Consider the following 18,304-nt stretch of genomic DNA (forward strand, 5'->3'; position numbering starts at 1 on the left):
CGAGCGGGCGCCTTTGTGTTGCGCGCCTGCAGGCTGGTTAACGCAGCTTGGTCGGGGAACTTGAGGGCGCCGGGGCAGGGGATGGCGGGACGGCGCACCACAGAGCGGGATGGGATGGACATTATGGCCGGCCCTGCCGCGCTGGACAGTGCCCTGTTTCCCCATTCCCTACTACGCTACTCGGGTAGCAGACCATGCAAAACAACAACTCTTCCATTTGCCAAGCCGTTGTTTGGTATGAGTTTTTTCTCAAATAGTCTTATATAAGATATAAGACATTTGACCCAGGAGCCGCTTCGGACTACAATCGCGACGTACCGAGTCTTTCTAAACCTAATTACTCAGCAGGTTCCCATGCTTGAAAACTATCGCGCACATGTGGCCGAGCGCGCCGCGCTTGGCATCCCCCCTCTGCCCCTGACTGCCAAGCAGACGGCCGAGCTGATCGAACTGCTGAAGAACCCGCCCGCCGGCGAAGAACAGACCCTGGTGGACCTGATCTCCAACCGCGTGCCGGCCGGCGTCGATGACGCCGCCAAGGTCAAGGCCTCGTACCTGGCCGCCGTGGCGCTGGGCAAGGAGAAGTGCGCGCTGATCTCGCGTGCCAAAGCCACCGAGCTGCTCGGCACCATGCTGGGCGGCTACAACATCTCGCCGCTGATCGAGCTGCTGGACGACGCCGAAGTCGGCACCGTCGCCGCCGATGCGCTGAAGAAGACCCTGCTGATGTTCGACGCCTTCCACGACGTGAAGGAGAAGGCGGACAAGGGCAACGCCAATGCCAAGGCCGTGCTGCAAAGCTGGGCCGACGCCGAGTGGTTCACCAGCCGTCCGGAAGTCCCGCAAAGCCTGACCATCACCGTGTTCAAGGTGCCGGGCGAAACCAACACCGACGACCTGTCGCCGGCCCCGGACGCCACCACCCGCCCGGACATCCCGATGCACGCGCTGGCCATGCTGAAGAACAAGCGCGAAGGCGCTGCGTTCCAGCCGGAAGAAGACGGCAAGCGCGGCCCGATCAAGTTCATTGAATCGCTGAAGGACAAGGGCCACCTGGTCGCCTACGTGGGCGACGTGGTCGGTACCGGCTCCTCGCGCAAGTCGGCCACCAACTCGGTGCTGTGGTTCACCGGTGAAGACATCCCCTTCATCCCGAACAAGCGCTTCGGCGGCGTGTGCCTGGGCAACAAGATCGCCCCGATCTTCTACAACACCATGGAAGACGCCGGCGCGCTGCCGATCGAGCTGGACGTGTCCCAGATGGAAATGGGCGACGTGGTCGAACTGCGCCCGTACGAAGGCAAGGCCCTGAAGAACGGCGCAGTGATCGCCGAGTTCAAGGTCAAGTCCGACGTGCTGTTCGATGAAGTCCGCGCCGGCGGCCGCATTCCGCTGATCGTCGGCCGCGGCCTGACCGCCAAGGCGCGCGAGGCACTGGGCCTGGCCCCGTCGACGCTGTTCCGCCTGCCGCAGAACCCGGCCGACACCGGCAAGGGCTTCACGCTGGCCCAGAAGATGGTTGGCCGCGCCTGCGGCCTGGCCGAAGGCAAGGGCATTCGCCCGGGCACGTACTGCGAACCGAAGATGACCTCGGTGGGCTCGCAGGACACCACCGGCCCGATGACCCGCGACGAGCTGAAGGACCTGGCCTGCCTGGGCTTCTCGGCCGACCTGGTGATGCAGTCGTTCTGCCACACCGCCGCCTATCCGAAGCCGGTCGATGTCAAGACCCACCACACCCTGCCCGAGTTCATCAGCACCCGCGGCGGCATCTCGCTGCGCCCCGGCGACGGCGTGATCCACTCGTGGCTGAACCGCATGCTGCTGCCGGATACCGTCGGCACCGGCGGCGACTCGCACACCCGCTTCCCGATCGGCATCAGCTTCCCGGCAGGTTCGGGCCTGGTGGCCTTTGCCGCCGCCACCGGCGTGATGCCGCTGGACATGCCGGAATCGGTGCTGGTCCGCTTCAAGGGCCAGATGCAGCCGGGCGTGACCCTGCGCGACCTGGTCAACGCGATCCCGCTGTACGCGATCAAGCAAGGCCTGCTGACCGTGGCCAAGCAAGGCAAGAAGAACATCTTCTCGGGCCGCATCCTGGAAATCGAAGGCCTGCCCGACCTGAAGGTCGAGCAAGCGTTTGAACTGTCGGACGCCTCGGCGGAACGTTCGGCCGCCGGTTGCACGGTGCGCCTGAACAAAGACCCGATCATCGAATACATCAACAGCAACATCACGCTGCTGAAGTGGATGATCGCCCAGGGCTACCAGGATCCGCGCAGCCTGCAGCGCCGCATCAAGGCCATGGAAGCATGGCTGGCCGATCCGAAGCTGCTGGAGCCGGACGCCGACGCCGAGTACGCCGCCGTGATCGAGATCGACCTGGCCGACGTGCACGAGCCGATCGTGGCCTGCCCGAACGACCCGGACGACGTCAAGACCCTGTCGGACGTGGCCGGCGCCAAGATCGACGAAGTCTTCATCGGTTCGTGCATGACCAACATCGGCCACTTCCGCGCGGCTTCCAAGCTGCTGGAAGGCAAGCGCGACATCCCGGTCAAGCTGTGGGTGGCCCCGCCGACCAAGATGGACCAGAAGCAGCTGACCGAGGAAGGCCACTACGGCGTGTTCGGCACTGCCGGTGCACGCACCGAAATGCCGGGCTGCTCGCTGTGCATGGGCAACCAGGCACAGGTGCGCGAAGGCGCGACGGTGATGTCGACCAGCACCCGTAACTTCCCGAACCGCCTGGGCAAGAACACCAACGTGTACCTGGGTTCCGCCGAACTGGCGGCGATCTGCTCGCGCCTCGGCCGCATCCCGACCAAGGACGAGTACATGGCCGATATTGGCGTCATCAACCAGAATGGCGACAAGATCTACAAGTACATGAACTTCGACCAGATCGAGGACTTCAAGGAAGTGGCTGACGGCGTGACGGTGTAAGTTGCCGTAGCTTAGCTGGCGTAAGGAAGGGGCCCCACGGGGCCCCTCCCTTTTTGCAGGATGGCACGCATGGGCGGAGGCACCCGGCACTGCCGTGCAGCTGCCCTGCAAGCCTGCCAACACCGGTTTATGATCGGGCTCTTTCGTTGTCCGGCAGCTTCCCCACGATGCGGAAGCGCCTGAACCAGGAGCCCGTGTGCCCGATCTGTCCGCTTTTCCCATCACCCGCAAATGGCCGGCACGGCATCCCGACCGCATCCAGCTCTATTCGCTGCCCACGCCCAACGGCGTCAAGGTGTCGATCATGCTGGAGGAAACCGGGCTGCCGTACGAGCCGCACCTGGTGCGCTTCGACACCGATGACCAGTTGTCGCCGGAATTCCTGTCGCTGAACCCGAACAACAAGATCCCGGCCATCCTCGACCCCCACGGCCCGAGCGACAAGCCGCTGGCGCTGTTCGAGTCGGGCGCGATCCTGCTGTACCTGGCCGACAAGTCGGGCAAGTTGATCCCCGCCGATCCGGCGCGCCGCTACGAGACCATCCAGTGGGTGATGTTCCAGATGGGCGGCATCGGCCCGATGTTCGGCCAGCTGGGCTTCTTCCACAAGTTTGCCGGCAAGGACTACGAGGACAAGCGCCCGCGCGACCGCTACGTGGCGGAAAGCCGGCGCCTGCTCCAGGTGCTGGAGCAGCGCCTGGAAGGCCGCGCCTGGATCATGGGCGACGAGTACACCATCGCCGACATCGCCACCTTGCCGTGGGTGCGCAACCTGGTCGGCTTCTACGAGGCGGGCGACCTGGTCGGCTTCAAGGACTTCGTCAATGTGCGGCGCGTGCTGGATGCGTTCGTGCAGCGTGCGGCGGTGGTGAAGGGACTGGATACGCCGCATCGGGGCTGAGCGCGCCGGGGCAGGGCCGCGCCCGGGGGCGGGCATCGTCCTGCATGGTGGCTTCCGCGGCGCCTACAGAGCGCCGGTCGCGCTACGTCCTATAGTCCAGGCACAGGCGCGCGGCCTTGCGTGGCCTGAGGAGCCCGGACCATGCCGATGCCCACCCCCTTGCGCCTGTTGCGCACCGCCATGCTGGCGGGCGCCGTGCCCGTGATCGCCACGCTCGCCGCCTGCGGCGAATCCGCCAAGCTGCCGTCCGAAGCCGGCTTCGGACCCACGCCGCAGCTGCCGCCGCCGCACGAGACCGCCATTCCCACCGTCAAGATCGCTCCGGCCATCGGCTGGGCCTCGGGCCAGCGTCCGATGCCGGCCGAAGGCATGGCGGTGACGGCCTTTGCCGACCAGCTGGACCATCCGCGCTGGGTCTATGTGCTGCCCAACGGCGACGTGCTGGTGGCCGAGAGCAATGCCCCGCCCAAGCCTGACGACGGCAAGGGCATCAAGGGCTGGATCATGAAGATGGTGATGAAGCGCGCCGGCGCCGGCACGCCCAGCGCCAACCGCATCACGCTGCTGCGCGACAGCAACGGCGACGGCGTCGCCGACCAGCGCTCGGTGTTCCTGAAGGATGTGAATTCGCCCTTCGGCATGGCGCTGGTCGGCAATGACTTCTACGTGGCCGCCACCGATGCGCTGCTGCGTTTCCCCTACCAGCCCGGCCAGACCGAAATCAGCGCCGCGCCGCAGAAGGTGGTCGACCTGCCCGGCGGACCGCTCAACCATCACTGGACCAAGAGCCTGATCGCCAGCCGCGATGGCAGCAAGCTGTATGTGACGGTGGGCTCGAACAGCAACGTGGGCGAGAACGGCATGGACAAGGAAGTCGGCCGCGCCGCGATCTGGGAGGTCGACCGCAGGACCGGCACGCACCGCATCTTCGCCAGCGGCCTGCGCAATCCCAACGGCATGGCGTGGGAGCCGGTCACCGGCATGCTGTGGACCGCCGTCAACGAGCGCGACGAGATCGGCAGCGACCTGGTGCCGGACTACATCACCTCGGTGCGCGACGGTGGCTTCTACGGCTGGCCCTACAGCTACTACGGCCAGCACGTGGACCAGCGCGTGAAGCCGCCGGCACCGGACCTGGTGGCCAGGGCGATCGTGCCCGACTACGCCGTGGGCGCGCACACCGCCGCGCTCGGCCTGGCCGCGGCCAGCGGCAACAGCTTGCCGGCGCGCTTCAGCGAAGGCATGTTCGTCGGCCTGCATGGTTCGTGGAACCGGCGCCCGCTGGCGGGCTACAAGGTGATCTTCGTGCCGTTCAGCCAGGGCCGGCCGCAGGGCGCGCCGTTCGACGTGCTGACCGGGTTTGTCGACGACGACGGCAAGGCGCGCGGGCGCCCGGTGGGGGTGGCGATCGACCAGCGCGGCGGCCTGCTGGTGGCCGACGATGTCGGCAATACGGTCTGGCGGGTCAGCGGCGCCAGATAGTCGGGCCGCGGCGCGGCACGCCGGCGCGGCTAGAATGGCGCGATCCCGCGCTGCCTGCCGGCGCCGACTTCGCTGCCGCCCATGTCGCTCACCGTCTTCGCCGTCGTCCTGCTTGCCGCCTTCCTGCATGCCGCGTGGAATGCCGTGGTCAAGGGCGGCGGCGACAAGCTGCTGTCCACCGTGATGGTGGCGGTCACGGCTGGCCTGATGGCCGCGCTGGCGCTGCCGGCGCTGCCGCAGCCGGCGGCCGCCAGCTGGCCCTTCATCGCCGCGTCGGTGGGCGTGCACGTGGTGTACTTCGCGCTGGTGGCGCGGATCTACCGCAGCGCCGACATGAGCCTGACCTACCCGCTGATGCGCGGCTGCGCGCCCTTGCTGGTGGCGCTGGCCAGCGTGGGCTGGCTGGGCGAGCACCTGTCGGCGCTGGCATGGGGCGGCATCGCCGTGATCAGCCTGGGCATCCTGGCCATGGCCGGCGGCGCACGCGGCCACCGTGGCCTCCCGGGTAGCCGCGAGGGCGTGTGGCTGGCGCTGCTGAACGCGCTGGTGATCGCCACTTATACGCTGATCGATGGCACCGGCGTACGCCGCTCCGGCGCGCCGGTAGCCTATGCCTTCTGGATCTTCGTGCTTACCGCGGTGCCGCTGGCGGCGTGGGCACTGGCGACGCGCCGGCGGCAACTGGCCGGCTACGTGCGCCGCAACCTGGTGTTCGCGCTGGTGGGCGGGGGCGGCACGCTGGCGTCCTACGGGCTGTCGCTGTGGGCAATGACGCGCGCGCCGGTGGCGCCGGTGGCCGCCTTGCGCGAATCTTCGATCCTGTTCGGCGCGCTGATCTCCGCGCTGCTGCTCAAGGAGCACGTCGGCGCCGCGCGACTCGGCGCGGCCTGCCTGATCGCCGCCGGCGTGGCCACGCTGCGCTTCGCCTGAACGGGTGAAGCCCGGTTCCGGGTGCTCGCCTGAGCGCCTGGCTGCTGCCTGTGCGCGGCGCTGTCTATACTTGGCTTGACCGGGTTCTCAGGACGCATCAGTGCTGCGTCCGCACACCAACATCACCAACACACGCCCGCCCGTCTGGACATCGTCGCCGAGGAGTAGGCATGGACCACACCGCAGATTCGTTTCGCGCCTTTGAGCTGGCTGGCTGGGAAGACCCGGAAGTCGTCAGCCGGTACCAGGAGCACCTGTCGCACGTGACCCGGCAATCGGTCGAGGCCCTGCTGGACGCCGCGCATGTAGCCGGCGGGCAGCGCGTGCTCGATGTCGCGTCCGGCTCCGGCTACGTCGCGGCCGGGGCGGTGCAGCGCGGCGCCGAGTCGGTCGGCATCGATTTCGCGCAGGCGCAGGTGCAACTGGCGCGCAAGCTGCATCCCGAGGTCCAGTATCAGCAGGCCGACGCGCAGGCGCTGCCGTTCGACGATGCCAGCTTCGACGCCGTGGTCAACGGCTTTGGCCTGTGCCATATGTCCGACCCGGACGCGGCGCTGGCCGAGGCCTTCCGGGTCCTGCGCCCGGGCGGGCGCATCGCCTTCACGGTATGGGATACGCCCGAGCGCGCGGTCGGCTTCGGCGCGGTCTATGCCGCGATCCGCGCCTATGGCTCGATGGATGTCGATATCCCGGTCGGGCCGAACTTCTTCCTGTTCAGCGATCCTGGCCATTGCCGCAGCGCGTTGCAGCAGGCCGGCTTTGTCATGCCGACCTGCCGCAGCGTGCCGCAGGTCTGGCGCTTCTCCACGCCCGACCAGCTGTTCGACGCGCTCGCCCAGGGCACCGTGCGGGCAGCCGCCACGCTGCGCGCGCAGACCCCCAAGGCGCGCGACGAAATCCGCGCCGTGCTGCGCGGCACCGTTGCCGGGTACATGCGCGGCAGCGGCTTCGAGGTGCCGATGCCGGCGGTGCTGGCGGCGGCGGTCAAGCCCTGAGGCGGCACGGGATTGTCGGGTCTCCGCCGACACCGGCGCCGCTAGCGTCGGCCAGACCCCACCACTCCATCCCGGGAAAGTGCAGCAATCCCCGCTGTAGCCGGCATTAGTCCGGTGGCACGGTCGTTGCGGAATGGACCGCGAGCGCGGCGCCGCGGCTCGTTGTGCCACCCGCCAGCAATGGCTTCCCGGAGAGTCCCGATGAATACCCGATCCCCATGCCAGAACGGGCAGGCCGCGTCGCGCCCGTCCGCCATCCGACACCGTTCGCGCCAGGCCATGGCGCTGCTGCGTGTGCTGGGCCTATGCCTCAACAGCGTCGCCTGCGCGCAGTCCGAGGCGCCGCAGGCCGCCACGGCGCCTGCCGTGCAGGCAGTGACACCGGAGCGCAAGTTTGCGCCCGGCTACCTGGAGGCCGTTGCCACCGGCTATGACAATGGCCTGGCGTGGCAGGAGCCGGAAGGCATCGCCCCGTTGCGGCCGCCGCGCGAGGCGCGCGGTGTGCTGGCGGCGCAGACCGGCGCGGTGCCGGTTGCCATGCCGGCGGGAGTCCGGCCGCAGCCGGTGCGCTGAAGCTGGACCGGGGGCCGTCAGCGATCAGGAAGTGGTGTGGGATATTGGTGCTGCGCCAGCGTCGCCGGTTTGCCCGTCAGGCGCCCTGGCCCTCGGTCCAGTCTTCGACGCGCAACCCCGGGTAAGCCGTAAAGTCGCGGACGTTGCGCGTGACCACCGTCAGCCCTTCGGCAATGGCATGGGCCGCAATCAGCTTGTCCAGCGCGTCGGCCTTGCGTTCGCGCGTGGCGGCACGGACCGGACCATAAGCGCGCGCCGCCGCGGCATTCAGCGGCAGCACCGGCACGCGCCCGATCAGCGCCTGCAAGGCGCGCCGGGCTCGCTGCGGATCCCGCGACACGGTAACGCCGAACTCCAGTTCGGCCAGGCTGATGGCGGACAACACCACGTCACCCTCGAAGCACCGGGCAAGGCGTTCGGCAACCCGGGGCGGCTGGTTCTTCATCAGGTAGATGCACATATTGGTGTCGAACATATACCTGGCCATCAGAACCCCTCCCGCTCGGACTGGGCCTGGTCTTCGCGCCCTGGCGCCATGAAGTCGTCCGGGAAGTCGGCGAACACATCGAGCAGTCCGGTCAGGCGCCGTCGCGCGGGCCGGATGCGCAGCTCGTCGCCGATCCGCTCAATTTCAAATTGCATGTCGGTGTCGGGATAGGCCAGTTCCGCGGGTATGCGCACCGCCTGGGAATTACCGTTGCGGAAGATACGGGTGAAAGGCATTGAGAGTTCCATGTACATCCCTGTATGTACAAAGCATAGCACCATGACAGCAGAAGTACATCCTTGTGTGTATGGGCTGATTCTCAATCGGCTACTGTCTACAATGCGCCACGTCGTCCCGGATCCTTTGCCACCATGGATATCGAACTCGCCCGCACCTTCCTGCAAGTCGTGCGCGACGGCAGCCTGCTGGCCGCCGCCGACAAGCTGCATGTCACCCAGACTGCCGTCACCGCGCGCATCAAGAGCCTGGAGGCGCAGCTGAATTGCCGCCTGTTCGAGCGCAACAAGGCCGGGGCGCGGCTGACGCCGGACGGGCAGCGTTTCCTCGGCTATGCCAGCCAGCTGGTGCAGACCTGGGAGGCGGCGTGCTGCGAGCTGCCGTTGCCGGCGGGGCTGGCCAGCCTGTTCCGCTATGGCACCGAGATCAGTCTGGGGAATCCGCTGGTGCTGCTGTGGGCGACGCGCCTGCGCCAGCGCATGCCGGCGCAGGCGGTGCGGGCGGAAGTGGGCGAGGGGGCTGAGCTGCAGCGCAGGCTGCAGTCGGGCGCGCTCGATGCCGCGCTGGTGTACCAGCCGGAATACGCGCCCGGCATGCACGTTGAAGCGCTGATGGAAGAGAAGCTGGTGCTGATCCGCTCGACGCAGCGCGACGGCGGCTATGTCTATGTCGACTGGGGCCCCGAGTTCCGCCGCCAGCATGACAGCGCGCTGCCGGAGCATGCGCGCGCGTCGCTGTACTTCAACCTGGGGCCGCTGGCGTTGCAGTACATCCTGCAGTACGGCGGCAGCGGTTATTTCCGTACGCGCGTGGTGCAGAGCTACCTGGACAGCGGGGCCTTGGCGCGCGTCGCCGGCGCGCCGGAGTTTTCGTATCCCGTGTTCCTGGTTTGCGCCGAAGCGCCCGCGGGCCCGGCGCGCGAAGCCGTGGATATCCTGCGCGAGATCGTGCGGGAAGAATCCGATTGGTCGCAGCGCTGGGACTTCCCGCAATAGGGCTCAGGCGTTGCCGCCCGGCAATCAGATTCGCACCGGCACCAGCTGACCCGAAGGTGCGGGCACGGCCACCAGGCGCCACTGGCGCACGCGCCGCGTCCGGCCGCCGCCCCCCCGGCGTGGCGGGCGCGGTTCCAGGCCGGCAAAGCGTCCGTGCAACTGCGCGCGCGCAAACACGGGTTCCGGCACCCGCGTGCCGATCAGCCACGTGACGCTCCCCCCCAACGCCACCAGCCCCAGCGCAAGCCCTATCCAGAGGATGGCTTCCATGTTCCCGCTCCGTCGAATCGTTGTCTGTGGTTCCAGTATTGGCACAAAGCGTGCCGACGGGTAAATGAAAGTTATTTGCGCTTCATATCAATAAAATTGCACTCAACGGGCTTTTCGCTGCGGGCGGGGCGGTCCGCCGACGGTAAGAAAAATCATCTGTTCCGACGAATCTCCCGGGCGTGGCTCGGCCGACACTGGCCCGGTCAATGTCAAAACCCCCTGGAGACCCCGATGCAACGCCTGATCTTCGAAGCCGAACACGACGCCTTCCGCGAATCCGCCCGCCGCTTCTACCAGCGCGAGGTCGGCCCGCACGGCGAGCGCTGGCGCGAACAGGGTTGCGTGGACCGCGAGGTGTTCCGCAAGGCCGGCGAGCAGGGCTACCTGCTGATGTGGGCCGACGAGCAATACGGCGGCGCCGGTGTGCAGGACTTCCGCTACGAGCAGATCCTGATCGAGGAAAATGCGCGCCACGGCGACTCCGGCTTCTTCGGCACGCTGCACTCGCGCCTGGTGGCGCCCTACATCGGCCGCATCGGCAATGAAGAGCAGCGCCAGCGCCTGCTGCCCGCGGCCGCGCGCGGCGAGTCGATCTTCGCCGTGGCCATGACCGAGCCGCAGACCGGCTCGGACCTGGCCGGCATCCGCACCCGCGCCGAGGACCATGGCGACCACTGGGTGCTGAACGGCGCCAAGACCTATATCTCGAACGGCCAGCTGGCCGACGTGGTGGTCGTGGTGGCCCGCACCGACCCGGAGCGCAGCCATGGCCTGACGCTGTTCATCGTCGAACGCGGCATGCCCGGCTTCGAGCGCGGGCGCAAGCTGCGCAAGCTGGGCCTGCACTCGCAGGACACCTCGGAGCTGTTCTTCGACAACGTCAAGGTGCCCAAGGCCAACGTGCTGGGCGAGCCGGGCCAGGCCTTCCGCTACCTGACGCGCCACCTGGCCGAGGAGCGCCTGATCGGCGCCTGCGGCTACATGGCGTCGGCGCAGGTGGCCTTCGACATCACGCTGGACTACGTGCGCGAGCGCAAGGCCTTCGGGCGCGCCATCGGCACGTTCCAGAACTCGCGCTTCAAGCTGGCCGAATTGCGCGCGCAGCTGGATGCGCTGCAGACCTTTGTCGACCAGTGCGTGCTGCAACACAATGCCGGCACGCTGACGGTGGAGACGGCTGCATCGGCCAAGCTGCTGACCTCGGAGCTGCAGGGACGCATGGTCGACGAGGGCGTGCAGCTGCACGGCGGCGCCGGCTATATGGAGGAGTACCGCATCTGCCGTATGTATGCCGATGCGCGTATCTCGCGCATCTATGCCGGCAGCAGCGAGATCATGAAGGAGATCATCGGCCGCGGCCTGGGGCTGGATGACCGGGTGAAGGCATAAGCGCAGTCAGGAAAGTCTGACGGCACGGCCGGCAACGGCCGTGCCGTTTGTCGTTTTTGGCGAATGGTCAGGGTTTTCGCGTACCTAAAGGCTTTTGTCAGGCGAATGAAAGCCGTTTGTAAAGCGGTTCGGTTTGAATGCGGGCGGGAGATCGTGTCCGGGTGGCGTAGATTGCATCAGGACAGCGGGCGAGGGCGCACCAAGACAGCCACGCCGCGCAACCGCATCGCGGACGGTGGCGCAGGATGATTTTTTGCGCTGGCTGTGAACCGTTGGGCGGGCACGGTCGTTTAACCGCAGACCGTTTTCGAACCGAGCCTGACTGACCGTGCCTTTTGCCTTATCCCGTATTGCCGCAGGTTCCCTGCTGGTATTGGCGGCCGTAGCGAGCCTGGCTGCCGAACGTCCCACCGATCCGCAATCTTCCGCAAACTCCGCGGATTCGACCCAAGCCGCACCGGCCGATGGCCCGTGCGCGCCGCCACCCGCTGGTGCTGCGCTGACCCTGGCCCAGGTGCGCCTTGGCGCGTTGCGCTGCAACCGCACCATCATCGCCGCGCGCCGTGGCGTGGAAGCCAGCCAGGCCGATGTCCAGATCGCGTCGCAGCGCCCCAATCCCGTGCTGAGCCTGGGCGTGGAGAACATCAACCCGCATGCCGGCGTCGGCGCGGGCAACCTGCGCAGCAAGACGGTGGATTCCACGGTGCGCGTGGACCAGCTGATCGAGACGGCCAACAAGGGCAACCTGCGCGTCGACGCCGCGCGCAAGGCCAGCGCCGCCGCCGGCGAAGTGGTGCAGGCCGTGGTGGCGCAACAGGCCGGCATGGTGGAGCAGGCCTACTTCGATGCCCTGGCCAGCCAGGAACGCGTCGCCGTGCTGCGCGAAACGCTGGCGCTGTACGAGCGCACCCGCCAGGCCAGCGAGACGCGCCTCCGGGCCGGCGACGTGGCGCGCGCCGACGTGACCAAGCTGCAGCTGGACGCGCTGCGCGCGCAGAGCGATATGCGCCAGGCCATCACCGACCATTACCGCGACAAGGCCCTGCTGGCGCAGGCGATGGGCGTGCCCGGCACGCTCGCCGACAACCGGCTGGTGGCTGACTGGCCGGCGCTCGATGCCGCCGTGCCGCCGCCGGACCCTGACACGCTCCAGCGCCGCCCCGACGTGACCGCCGCCGAGGCGCGCCTGGCCGCCGCCGCGGCGTCGCGCGACCTGGCGCGAGCCGGTCGCGTGCCCGACGTGACCATCGGCGCGCAGGCCGAGCACTATCCGACCTCGCCAAGCAACAACTATGGCTCCGGCAACAGCTTCGGCGTGTTCCTGTCGATCCCGCTGCCGGTGCGCCACAGCAACGGCGGCGAGGCGCGCCGCGCCGAGGTCGATTACTACGCCGCGCTCGACGACCGCAACCGCGTGATGCTGGAAGCCGGCAACGAAATCGACCGGCTGCGCAGCCAGTTGGAAACCGCGCGCCAGTCGCTGCGGCAGATGCGTGATGAAGTGCTGCCCGCCGCGGAAAGCGTTGCTGGCAGCGCGGAGTTCGCCTACAGCAAGGGCGCCACCGGTGTGCTCGATTTGCTCGATGCGCGCCGCGCGCTGCGCCAGACCCGGCTCGATGCGGTGGCGGCGCAGGGCGAATACGCCAAGGCACTGTCGGCGTACCGCGCTGCGCTGCAGACCTCGACCACCGCGGCGCCGGCCCGCACTGCCGCCACGCCCGCGCGTCCCTGAACCGCCGTTCCCGCGATCCCCTTCATGTCTTTCCTGTCACGCATGTCCCGCCGCATGTCATTCCCCAGCGCCGCCTCGCCGGCCCGCATTTCCGCCCTGTTGGCGATGTCGTTGTGCGCGCTCGCGCTGGCCGCTTGCGGCAAATCCGAAGCCCCCAAGGCCGATGATGATCCCAAGGTCAGCGGCAACACCATCCAGTTCCCCGCTAGCGTGAAGACGCTACCCGGCATCGCCGGCGAGGCCGCCACCACCGGCGGCGAGCGCATGCTGAGCCTGCCCGGCCGGCTAGTGTGGAACGAAGACAAGACCGTGCGTGTGGCGACGCCGTTTGCCGGGCGCGTGACCGAGGTGCTGGTGCAGCCCGGCGCCACCGTCAAGGCCGGCCAGCCGCTGGCGATGCTGACCTCGCCGGATTTCGGCGTGGCCCAGGCCGATGCGCGCAAGGCCGCCGCCGACAGCGCGGTCGCGGCCAAGGCGCTGGCGCGCCAGCGCGAGCTGTATGGCGCCGGCATCATCGCGCAGAAAGAACTGGAGCAGGCCCAGGCCGATGCCGCGCGCGCCGCGGCGGACCTGCAGCGCACCCGGGCGGCGCTGAGCCAGTACGGCGCGGCCGCGGCAGGCCCGGATGGCGTCAACCAGCGCTTCGCGCTGCGCAGCCCGATCGACGGCCTGGTGGTCGAGCGCAACATCAACCTCGGCATGGAGCTGCGCCCCGACCAGCCTCCCGCCGCGCCGCTGTTCCTGGTGACCGACCCGACCACGCTGTGGGCGCAGGTCGATGCGGGCGAGGCCGACCTGAAGCTGTTCAGGCCCGGCGTCGAGGTGCAGCTGACCACCGCCGCCTGGCCCGGCGAGACCTTTGCCGGCACCGTGGTCAAGATTGCCGACTATGTCGATCCGACCGCGCGCAGCATCAAGGTGCGGCTGAACGTGCCCAATCCCGAACGCCGCCTGAAGGCGGAGATGTTCGTTACCGCCAGGCTGCCGGCGGCATCGTTCAAAGGCATCGCGGTGCCGTCCAAGGCGGTGTTCCTGGCCGACAACCGCAACTATGTGTTCGTGCGCACTGCGCCCAACACCTTCGAGCGTCGCCAGGTGCGCGTGGGCGTGACGCTGCCCGGCACCACCGAACTGCTCGAGGGCGTGAAGGACGGCGAGACCGTGGTCAGCGAAGGCAACCTCTACCTGCAGGACATCCTGCGCGATGCCACCGCGGTCAACGCGGCGCGCGCGGCGGAAAAACGTTGAGGACGATCGCCACATGATTTCGCGTATCGTCAGCTTTGCCCTGCACCAGAAGCTCTTTGTCTGGCTGGGCCTGATCCTCTTCGTCGGTGGCGGCATCGCCGCGTTCAAGAACCTGCCGATCGAAGCCTTCCCGGATGTCTCCGACATCCAGGTCAACGTCATCACGCTGTACCCGGGCCGCGCCGCCGAAGAGGTGGAGCGCCAGGTCACGATCCCGATCGAGACCGCGCTGGCCGGCACGCCCAACGCGGTGCGGGTGTTCTCGCACACGCAGTTCGGCCTGTCGTTCATGATGGTGACCTTCAACGACAAGGCGACCGACGTGGCCGCGCGCCAGCAGATCCTGGAGCGCCTGCGCAGCGTTGACCTGCCCGACGGCGTGCATCCGGACCTGGCGCCGCTGTCCACTGCGATCGGCGAGATCTACCGCTTCCGCCTGACCGGCAAGGGCTATACGCCGCAGGAGCTGCGCACGCTGCAGGACTGGGTGGTCGAGAAAAACCTGCGCCAGGTGCCGGGCGTGGCCGACCTGGTGACCATCGGCGGCACCATCAAGCAGTATGAGGTCAACCCCAACCTCGCGCGCATGCGCGACGCCAAGATCTCGCTGTCGCAGCTGTTCACCGCGCTGCAGCGCGCCAACTCGAATGCCGGCGGCGGCGCGGTCGCGCACGGGCGGCAGCAGTTCCTGCTGCGCTCGCTGGGCAGCTTCCGCACCTCGGCCGATATCGCCAACGTGGTGGTGGCCGAGAACAACGGCACCCCGATCCTGGTCAAGGACATCGCCGAGGTGCGCGTCGGCAGCGCGCCGCCGCAGGGCCTGATGGGGCAGGACGACGAAGAGGATATCGTCTCGGGCATCGTGGTGATGCGCAAGGGCGAGAACCCGTCGCTGGTGCTGGAGGCGCTGAAGCAGAAGATCGATCTGCTGGACGACCAGATCCTGCCCAAGGGCGTGAAGATCGTGCCGTACTACGACCGCTCCACGCTGATCGACAAGACCCTGCATACGGTGTTCGGCAACCTGGTCGAGGGCGCGCTGCTGGTGATGGCAGTGCTGTACCTGTTCCTGGCCAACGTGCGCGCCGCGGCGATCGTGGCGCTGATCATTCCGCTGGCGCTGCTGTCCACCTTCATCGGCCTGACCTGGGTCGGGATTCCGGCCAACCTGCTGTCGCTGGGCGCGATGGACTTCGGCATCATCGTCGACGGCGCGGTGATCGTGGTCGAGAACATCTTCAAGCGCCTGGGCGAGCTCAAGGCGCAGCAGATCCAGGACAGCCGCGCGCGGCTGCATGCGATCCTGCAGGCCACCACCGAGGTGGGCCGCCCGACCGTGTTCTCGATGGTCATCATCATCGCGGCGCACATCCCGATCTTTACGCTGCAGCGGCACGAGGGCAAGATCTTCGCGCCGATGGCGTACACGGTGACGGGCGCGCTGATCGGTTCGCTGATCCTGTCGCTGACGCTGGTGCCGCTGCTGTGCCACCTGCTGCTCAGGAAGAACATCGCGCACGACGACAACTTCCTGGTGCGCCACTGCAAGCGGCTCTACGAACCGATGCTGGCCTGGGCGCTGGGCCACAAGAAGCTGGTGGTGGGCGCGGCGCTGGGCTTGCTGGTGGTGACCGTGGGGGCGGGCAAGTTGCTCGGCAGCGAGTTCCTGCCCGAGCTGGACGAGGGCTCGATGTGGGTCAGCTTCGACCTGCCGGCCTCGGTCTCGATCGACGAGGCGCGCGACCAGGCGCGGCTGCTGCGCAGCGTGATCCGCCGGACGCCGGAGGTCAACACCACCATCTCCAAGGTGGGCCGCCCCGACGACGGCACCGATCCCAAGCTGATCAACACCGTCGAGATCCTGGTCGACCTCAAGCCCGAGAAGCAGTGGCGCGCCGGCCTGGACAAGCGCGCCATCATCGGCGAGATCGACCGCAACCTGCGCCGGCTGCCCGGCATCGAGCCCAATTTCTCGCAGCCGGTGCGGGACAACATCCTCGAGAGCATCTCGCAGATCAAGGGCCAGATCGTGATCAAGGTGCAGAGCGACAGCCTCGAGCAGAACAAGAAGGTGGCCGACCAGATCCTGGCCAACGTGCAGTCGGTCAAGGGCGTGATGCGCGCCTTTATCGACCGCGACGGCGAGCTGCCGCAGTACGTGCTGGAATTCGACCGCGCCCAGGCCGCGCGCTACGGCATCAACGTGGCCGACGTGCAGGACCTGATGGAAACCGCGCTGGCCGGCAAGGCCGCGACCGAGCTGTGGGAGGGCGAGAAGCACTTCAGCGTGGCGGTGCGCCTGAAACCGTCGGAACGCGCGCTGCCCAACCTGCCCAATATCTTCATGCAGACCGCCGACGGCGCGCAGGTGCCGCTGTCGCAGCTGGTGAGCTTCCGCGCGGCCTCCGGCGCCATGAACATCAGTCGCGAGAACGGCCAGCGCACCACCTCGATCGGCATCTTCATCCATGACCGCGACATGGGCAGCGTGGTCAAGGACATGCAGAAGCTGGTGGCAAAGAATGTCAGGGCCGACGACGTCAAGATCAGCTGGTCGGGCGAGTTCGAGAACCAGGAGCGCGCCATGGCGCGGCTGTCGATCGTGGTGCCGCTGTCGGTGCTGGTGATCTTCCTGCTGCTGTTCAATGCGTTCAAGTCGTTCAAGAGCGCCACGCTGATCATCTCGAATATCCCGTTCGCGCTGATCGGCGGCGTGTTTGCGCTGCTGCTGACCGGCATCCCGCTGTCGGTGTCGGCGGCGATCGGCTTTATCGCGCTGTTCGGCCAGGCGGTGCTCAACGGTGTGGTGATGGTGACCTACTTCAACCAGCTGCGCGAAGAGGGCATGCCGGTGCGCCAGGCCGTGCTGACCGGGTCGATGGACCGGTTGCGCACGGTGCTGATGACGGCGCTGCTGGCTATGCTGGGCCTGTTCCCGATGGCGGTCTCGCGCGCCATCGGCTCGGAGACGCAGCGTCCGCTGGCCATCGTGATCATCGGCGGGCTGATCACCGCGACCGTGCTGACGCTGATCGTGCTGCCGACGCTCTATGAATGGATGGTGGGCCGGAACTGGCCGGACGAGGAGGGCGCGGCGCCCGACGAGAACCGGATCACGCCTTCGATTTCAGGCTGATGACAGCGCCGCGCGAGAGCCCTTGCCTCGCGCAGCCTGTCTGGCATCGCAGACATGGCGATGCGCGGCGCCGCCCCGCAGTGGGCGGCGTTTTTCATGGCGAGGCGCAATCCACAAGCCCGGCGAAGCCGATATCGCCAGGCATGTGCAGCGCGCGAATCTATGTCGGAATAGTCTGACGTTCCTTTCGGAGCCCAACGCCTGCTGACCCCATCCCCCCGGGCCTACTCTGTACATACGGCATGGCCAGCAGCATAGCCGCCGGCCTCTCATGCGTACCCTTACGCAATCACCCGGAAAGGAGCTCGACATGATGAAGAAATGGCTGACCGCAGCAGTGTGTTCAATGATGGTTGCCGCCCCGGCAGGCTTTGCCCTGGCGCAGACGACGGCACCGGCAACGACGGCCGGAACGGCTGCAACCGGCGCAAGGGCCGACTATGACGCCGCGGTGAAGCAGGCCGACGCGGACTACAAGGCTGCCTCCGCCAAGTGCGACGGCATGAAGGACAACGCCAAGGACGTCTGCAAGGCCGAGGCCAAGCGCGACCGCGATGTTGCCAAGGCCCAGGCCGAGGCCCGCCGCGACGGCACGCAAAAGTCCATGGCCAAGGCCGAGAAGACCAAGGCCGACCGCGACTATGACGTCGCCAAGGAAATGTGCGACGACAAGAAGGGCAACGACAAGGACGTCTGCAAGAAGGACGCCAAGGCTGCGCATGAAAAAGCCCTGACCGCCGCCAAGGTCGACAAGGCCGCCGCGACCGGTTCGCGCGCCGACGTGGCGGAAGCCCGCGCCGATGCGAAGAAGGACACCACCGACGCCGCCTACAAGGCCGACAAGGAACGCTGCGACGCACTGTCCGGCGAGTCCAAGGACAAGTGCCAGGCCGACGTGAAGGCCAAGTACGGCAAGTAAGCCGCTTCAGCACGGCCTGCCCCGCGGGGGCGGGTCGTACACCGCACCACTCGCAAGGGGACGC

15 protein-coding genes are annotated in these 18,304 nt (G+C 67.6%); 12 read left to right on the forward strand and 3 right to left on the reverse strand.

What is annotated here, in order from left to right; all coding sequences use genetic code 11:
* The first annotated feature begins 354 nt into the window (after window positions 1-354).
* The 6 genes from acnB (at window position 355) to AC3FMM_RS01535 (ending at window position 7,827) form a co-directional block, all read left to right on the forward strand.
* Window positions 355-2,946 carry a bifunctional aconitate hydratase 2/2-methylisocitrate dehydratase gene (gene acnB / locus AC3FMM_RS01510; RefSeq protein ID WP_115712309.1) on the forward strand — a complete coding sequence of 864 codons (2,592 nt, stop codon included), beginning with the start codon at window positions 355-357 and terminating at the stop codon, window positions 2,944-2,946.
* A gap of 196 nt (window positions 2,947-3,142) precedes the next feature.
* Window positions 3,143-3,847, forward strand: a complete 705-nt coding sequence (locus AC3FMM_RS01515) for a glutathione S-transferase N-terminal domain-containing protein (protein ID WP_115712310.1) — start codon at window positions 3,143-3,145, stop codon at window positions 3,845-3,847.
* 141 nt (window positions 3,848-3,988) lie between these two features.
* On the forward strand, window positions 3,989-5,329 hold the full coding sequence (locus tag AC3FMM_RS01520) for a PQQ-dependent sugar dehydrogenase (protein WP_115712312.1): 1,341 nt from the start codon (window positions 3,989-3,991) through the stop codon (window positions 5,327-5,329).
* A gap of 81 nt (window positions 5,330-5,410) precedes the next feature.
* Window positions 5,411-6,259 (forward strand): EamA family transporter, encoded by an 849-nt coding sequence (locus tag AC3FMM_RS01525; RefSeq protein WP_116313481.1) that lies wholly within the window; start codon window positions 5,411-5,413, stop codon window positions 6,257-6,259.
* Between the two features lie 170 nt (window positions 6,260-6,429).
* Window positions 6,430-7,254 carry a class I SAM-dependent methyltransferase gene (locus AC3FMM_RS01530; RefSeq protein ID WP_115712316.1) on the forward strand — a complete coding sequence of 275 codons (825 nt, stop codon included), beginning with the start codon at window positions 6,430-6,432 and terminating at the stop codon, window positions 7,252-7,254.
* 201 nt (window positions 7,255-7,455) lie between these two features.
* Complete coding sequence (locus AC3FMM_RS01535; protein ID WP_115712318.1) at window positions 7,456-7,827, forward strand: hypothetical protein; 372 nt, start codon at window positions 7,456-7,458, stop codon at window positions 7,825-7,827.
* Between the two features lie 76 nt (window positions 7,828-7,903).
* Here the strand turns inward: AC3FMM_RS01535 and AC3FMM_RS01540 are convergent, their stop codons facing one another.
* Both AC3FMM_RS01540 and vapB read right to left on the reverse strand, forming a co-directional pair.
* Entirely contained in the window at window positions 7,904-8,314 is a 411-nt protein-coding gene (locus AC3FMM_RS01540) for a type II toxin-antitoxin system VapC family toxin (protein WP_116313482.1), read from the reverse strand.
* The gene (vapB, locus tag AC3FMM_RS01545; RefSeq protein ID WP_115681774.1) at window positions 8,314-8,550 is read right to left on the reverse strand and encodes a type II toxin-antitoxin system VapB family antitoxin; all 237 of its coding nucleotides are present in this window, start codon (window positions 8,548-8,550) and stop codon (window positions 8,314-8,316) included. Before vapB ends, AC3FMM_RS01540 begins: the two co-directional genes overlap by 1 nt.
* Before the next feature lie 135 nt (window positions 8,551-8,685).
* On the opposite strand from vapB, the gene AC3FMM_RS01550 reads away from it, so the two are divergent.
* Window positions 8,686-9,546: a LysR family transcriptional regulator gene (locus tag AC3FMM_RS01550; protein WP_488686016.1), complete on the forward strand. Its 861-nt coding sequence runs from the start codon at window positions 8,686-8,688 to the stop codon at window positions 9,544-9,546.
* Between the two features lie 24 nt (window positions 9,547-9,570).
* On the opposite strand, the gene AC3FMM_RS01555 is transcribed toward AC3FMM_RS01550, so the two are convergent.
* Complete coding sequence (locus AC3FMM_RS01555; protein ID WP_115712324.1) at window positions 9,571-9,816, reverse strand: hypothetical protein; 246 nt, start codon at window positions 9,814-9,816, stop codon at window positions 9,571-9,573.
* Between the two features lie 231 nt (window positions 9,817-10,047).
* On the opposite strand from AC3FMM_RS01555, the gene AC3FMM_RS01560 reads away from it, so the two are divergent.
* From AC3FMM_RS01560 to AC3FMM_RS01580, 5 genes are all read left to right on the forward strand, one after another.
* The gene (locus AC3FMM_RS01560) at window positions 10,048-11,205 is read left to right on the forward strand and encodes an acyl-CoA dehydrogenase family protein (protein WP_111520052.1); all 1,158 of its coding nucleotides are present in this window, start codon (window positions 10,048-10,050) and stop codon (window positions 11,203-11,205) included.
* Window positions 11,206-11,578: 373 nt separating this feature from the next.
* Complete coding sequence (locus AC3FMM_RS01565; RefSeq protein WP_488686017.1) at window positions 11,579-12,937, forward strand: TolC family protein; 1,359 nt, start codon at window positions 11,579-11,581, stop codon at window positions 12,935-12,937.
* A gap of 54 nt (window positions 12,938-12,991) precedes the next feature.
* Entirely contained in the window at window positions 12,992-14,185 is a 1,194-nt protein-coding gene (locus tag AC3FMM_RS01570; RefSeq protein WP_488686018.1) for an efflux RND transporter periplasmic adaptor subunit, read from the forward strand.
* 13 nt (window positions 14,186-14,198) lie between these two features.
* Window positions 14,199-17,321: an efflux RND transporter permease subunit gene (locus tag AC3FMM_RS01575; protein WP_488686019.1), complete on the forward strand. Its 3,123-nt coding sequence runs from the start codon at window positions 14,199-14,201 to the stop codon at window positions 17,319-17,321.
* A 310-nt stretch (window positions 17,322-17,631) separates the two neighbouring features.
* Window positions 17,632-18,240 carry a hypothetical protein gene (locus AC3FMM_RS01580; RefSeq protein WP_115712331.1) on the forward strand — a complete coding sequence of 203 codons (609 nt, stop codon included), beginning with the start codon at window positions 17,632-17,634 and terminating at the stop codon, window positions 18,238-18,240.
* Window positions 18,241-18,304 lie beyond the last annotated feature (64 nt).

Source organism: Cupriavidus sp. 207A1, from assembly GCF_057798955.1.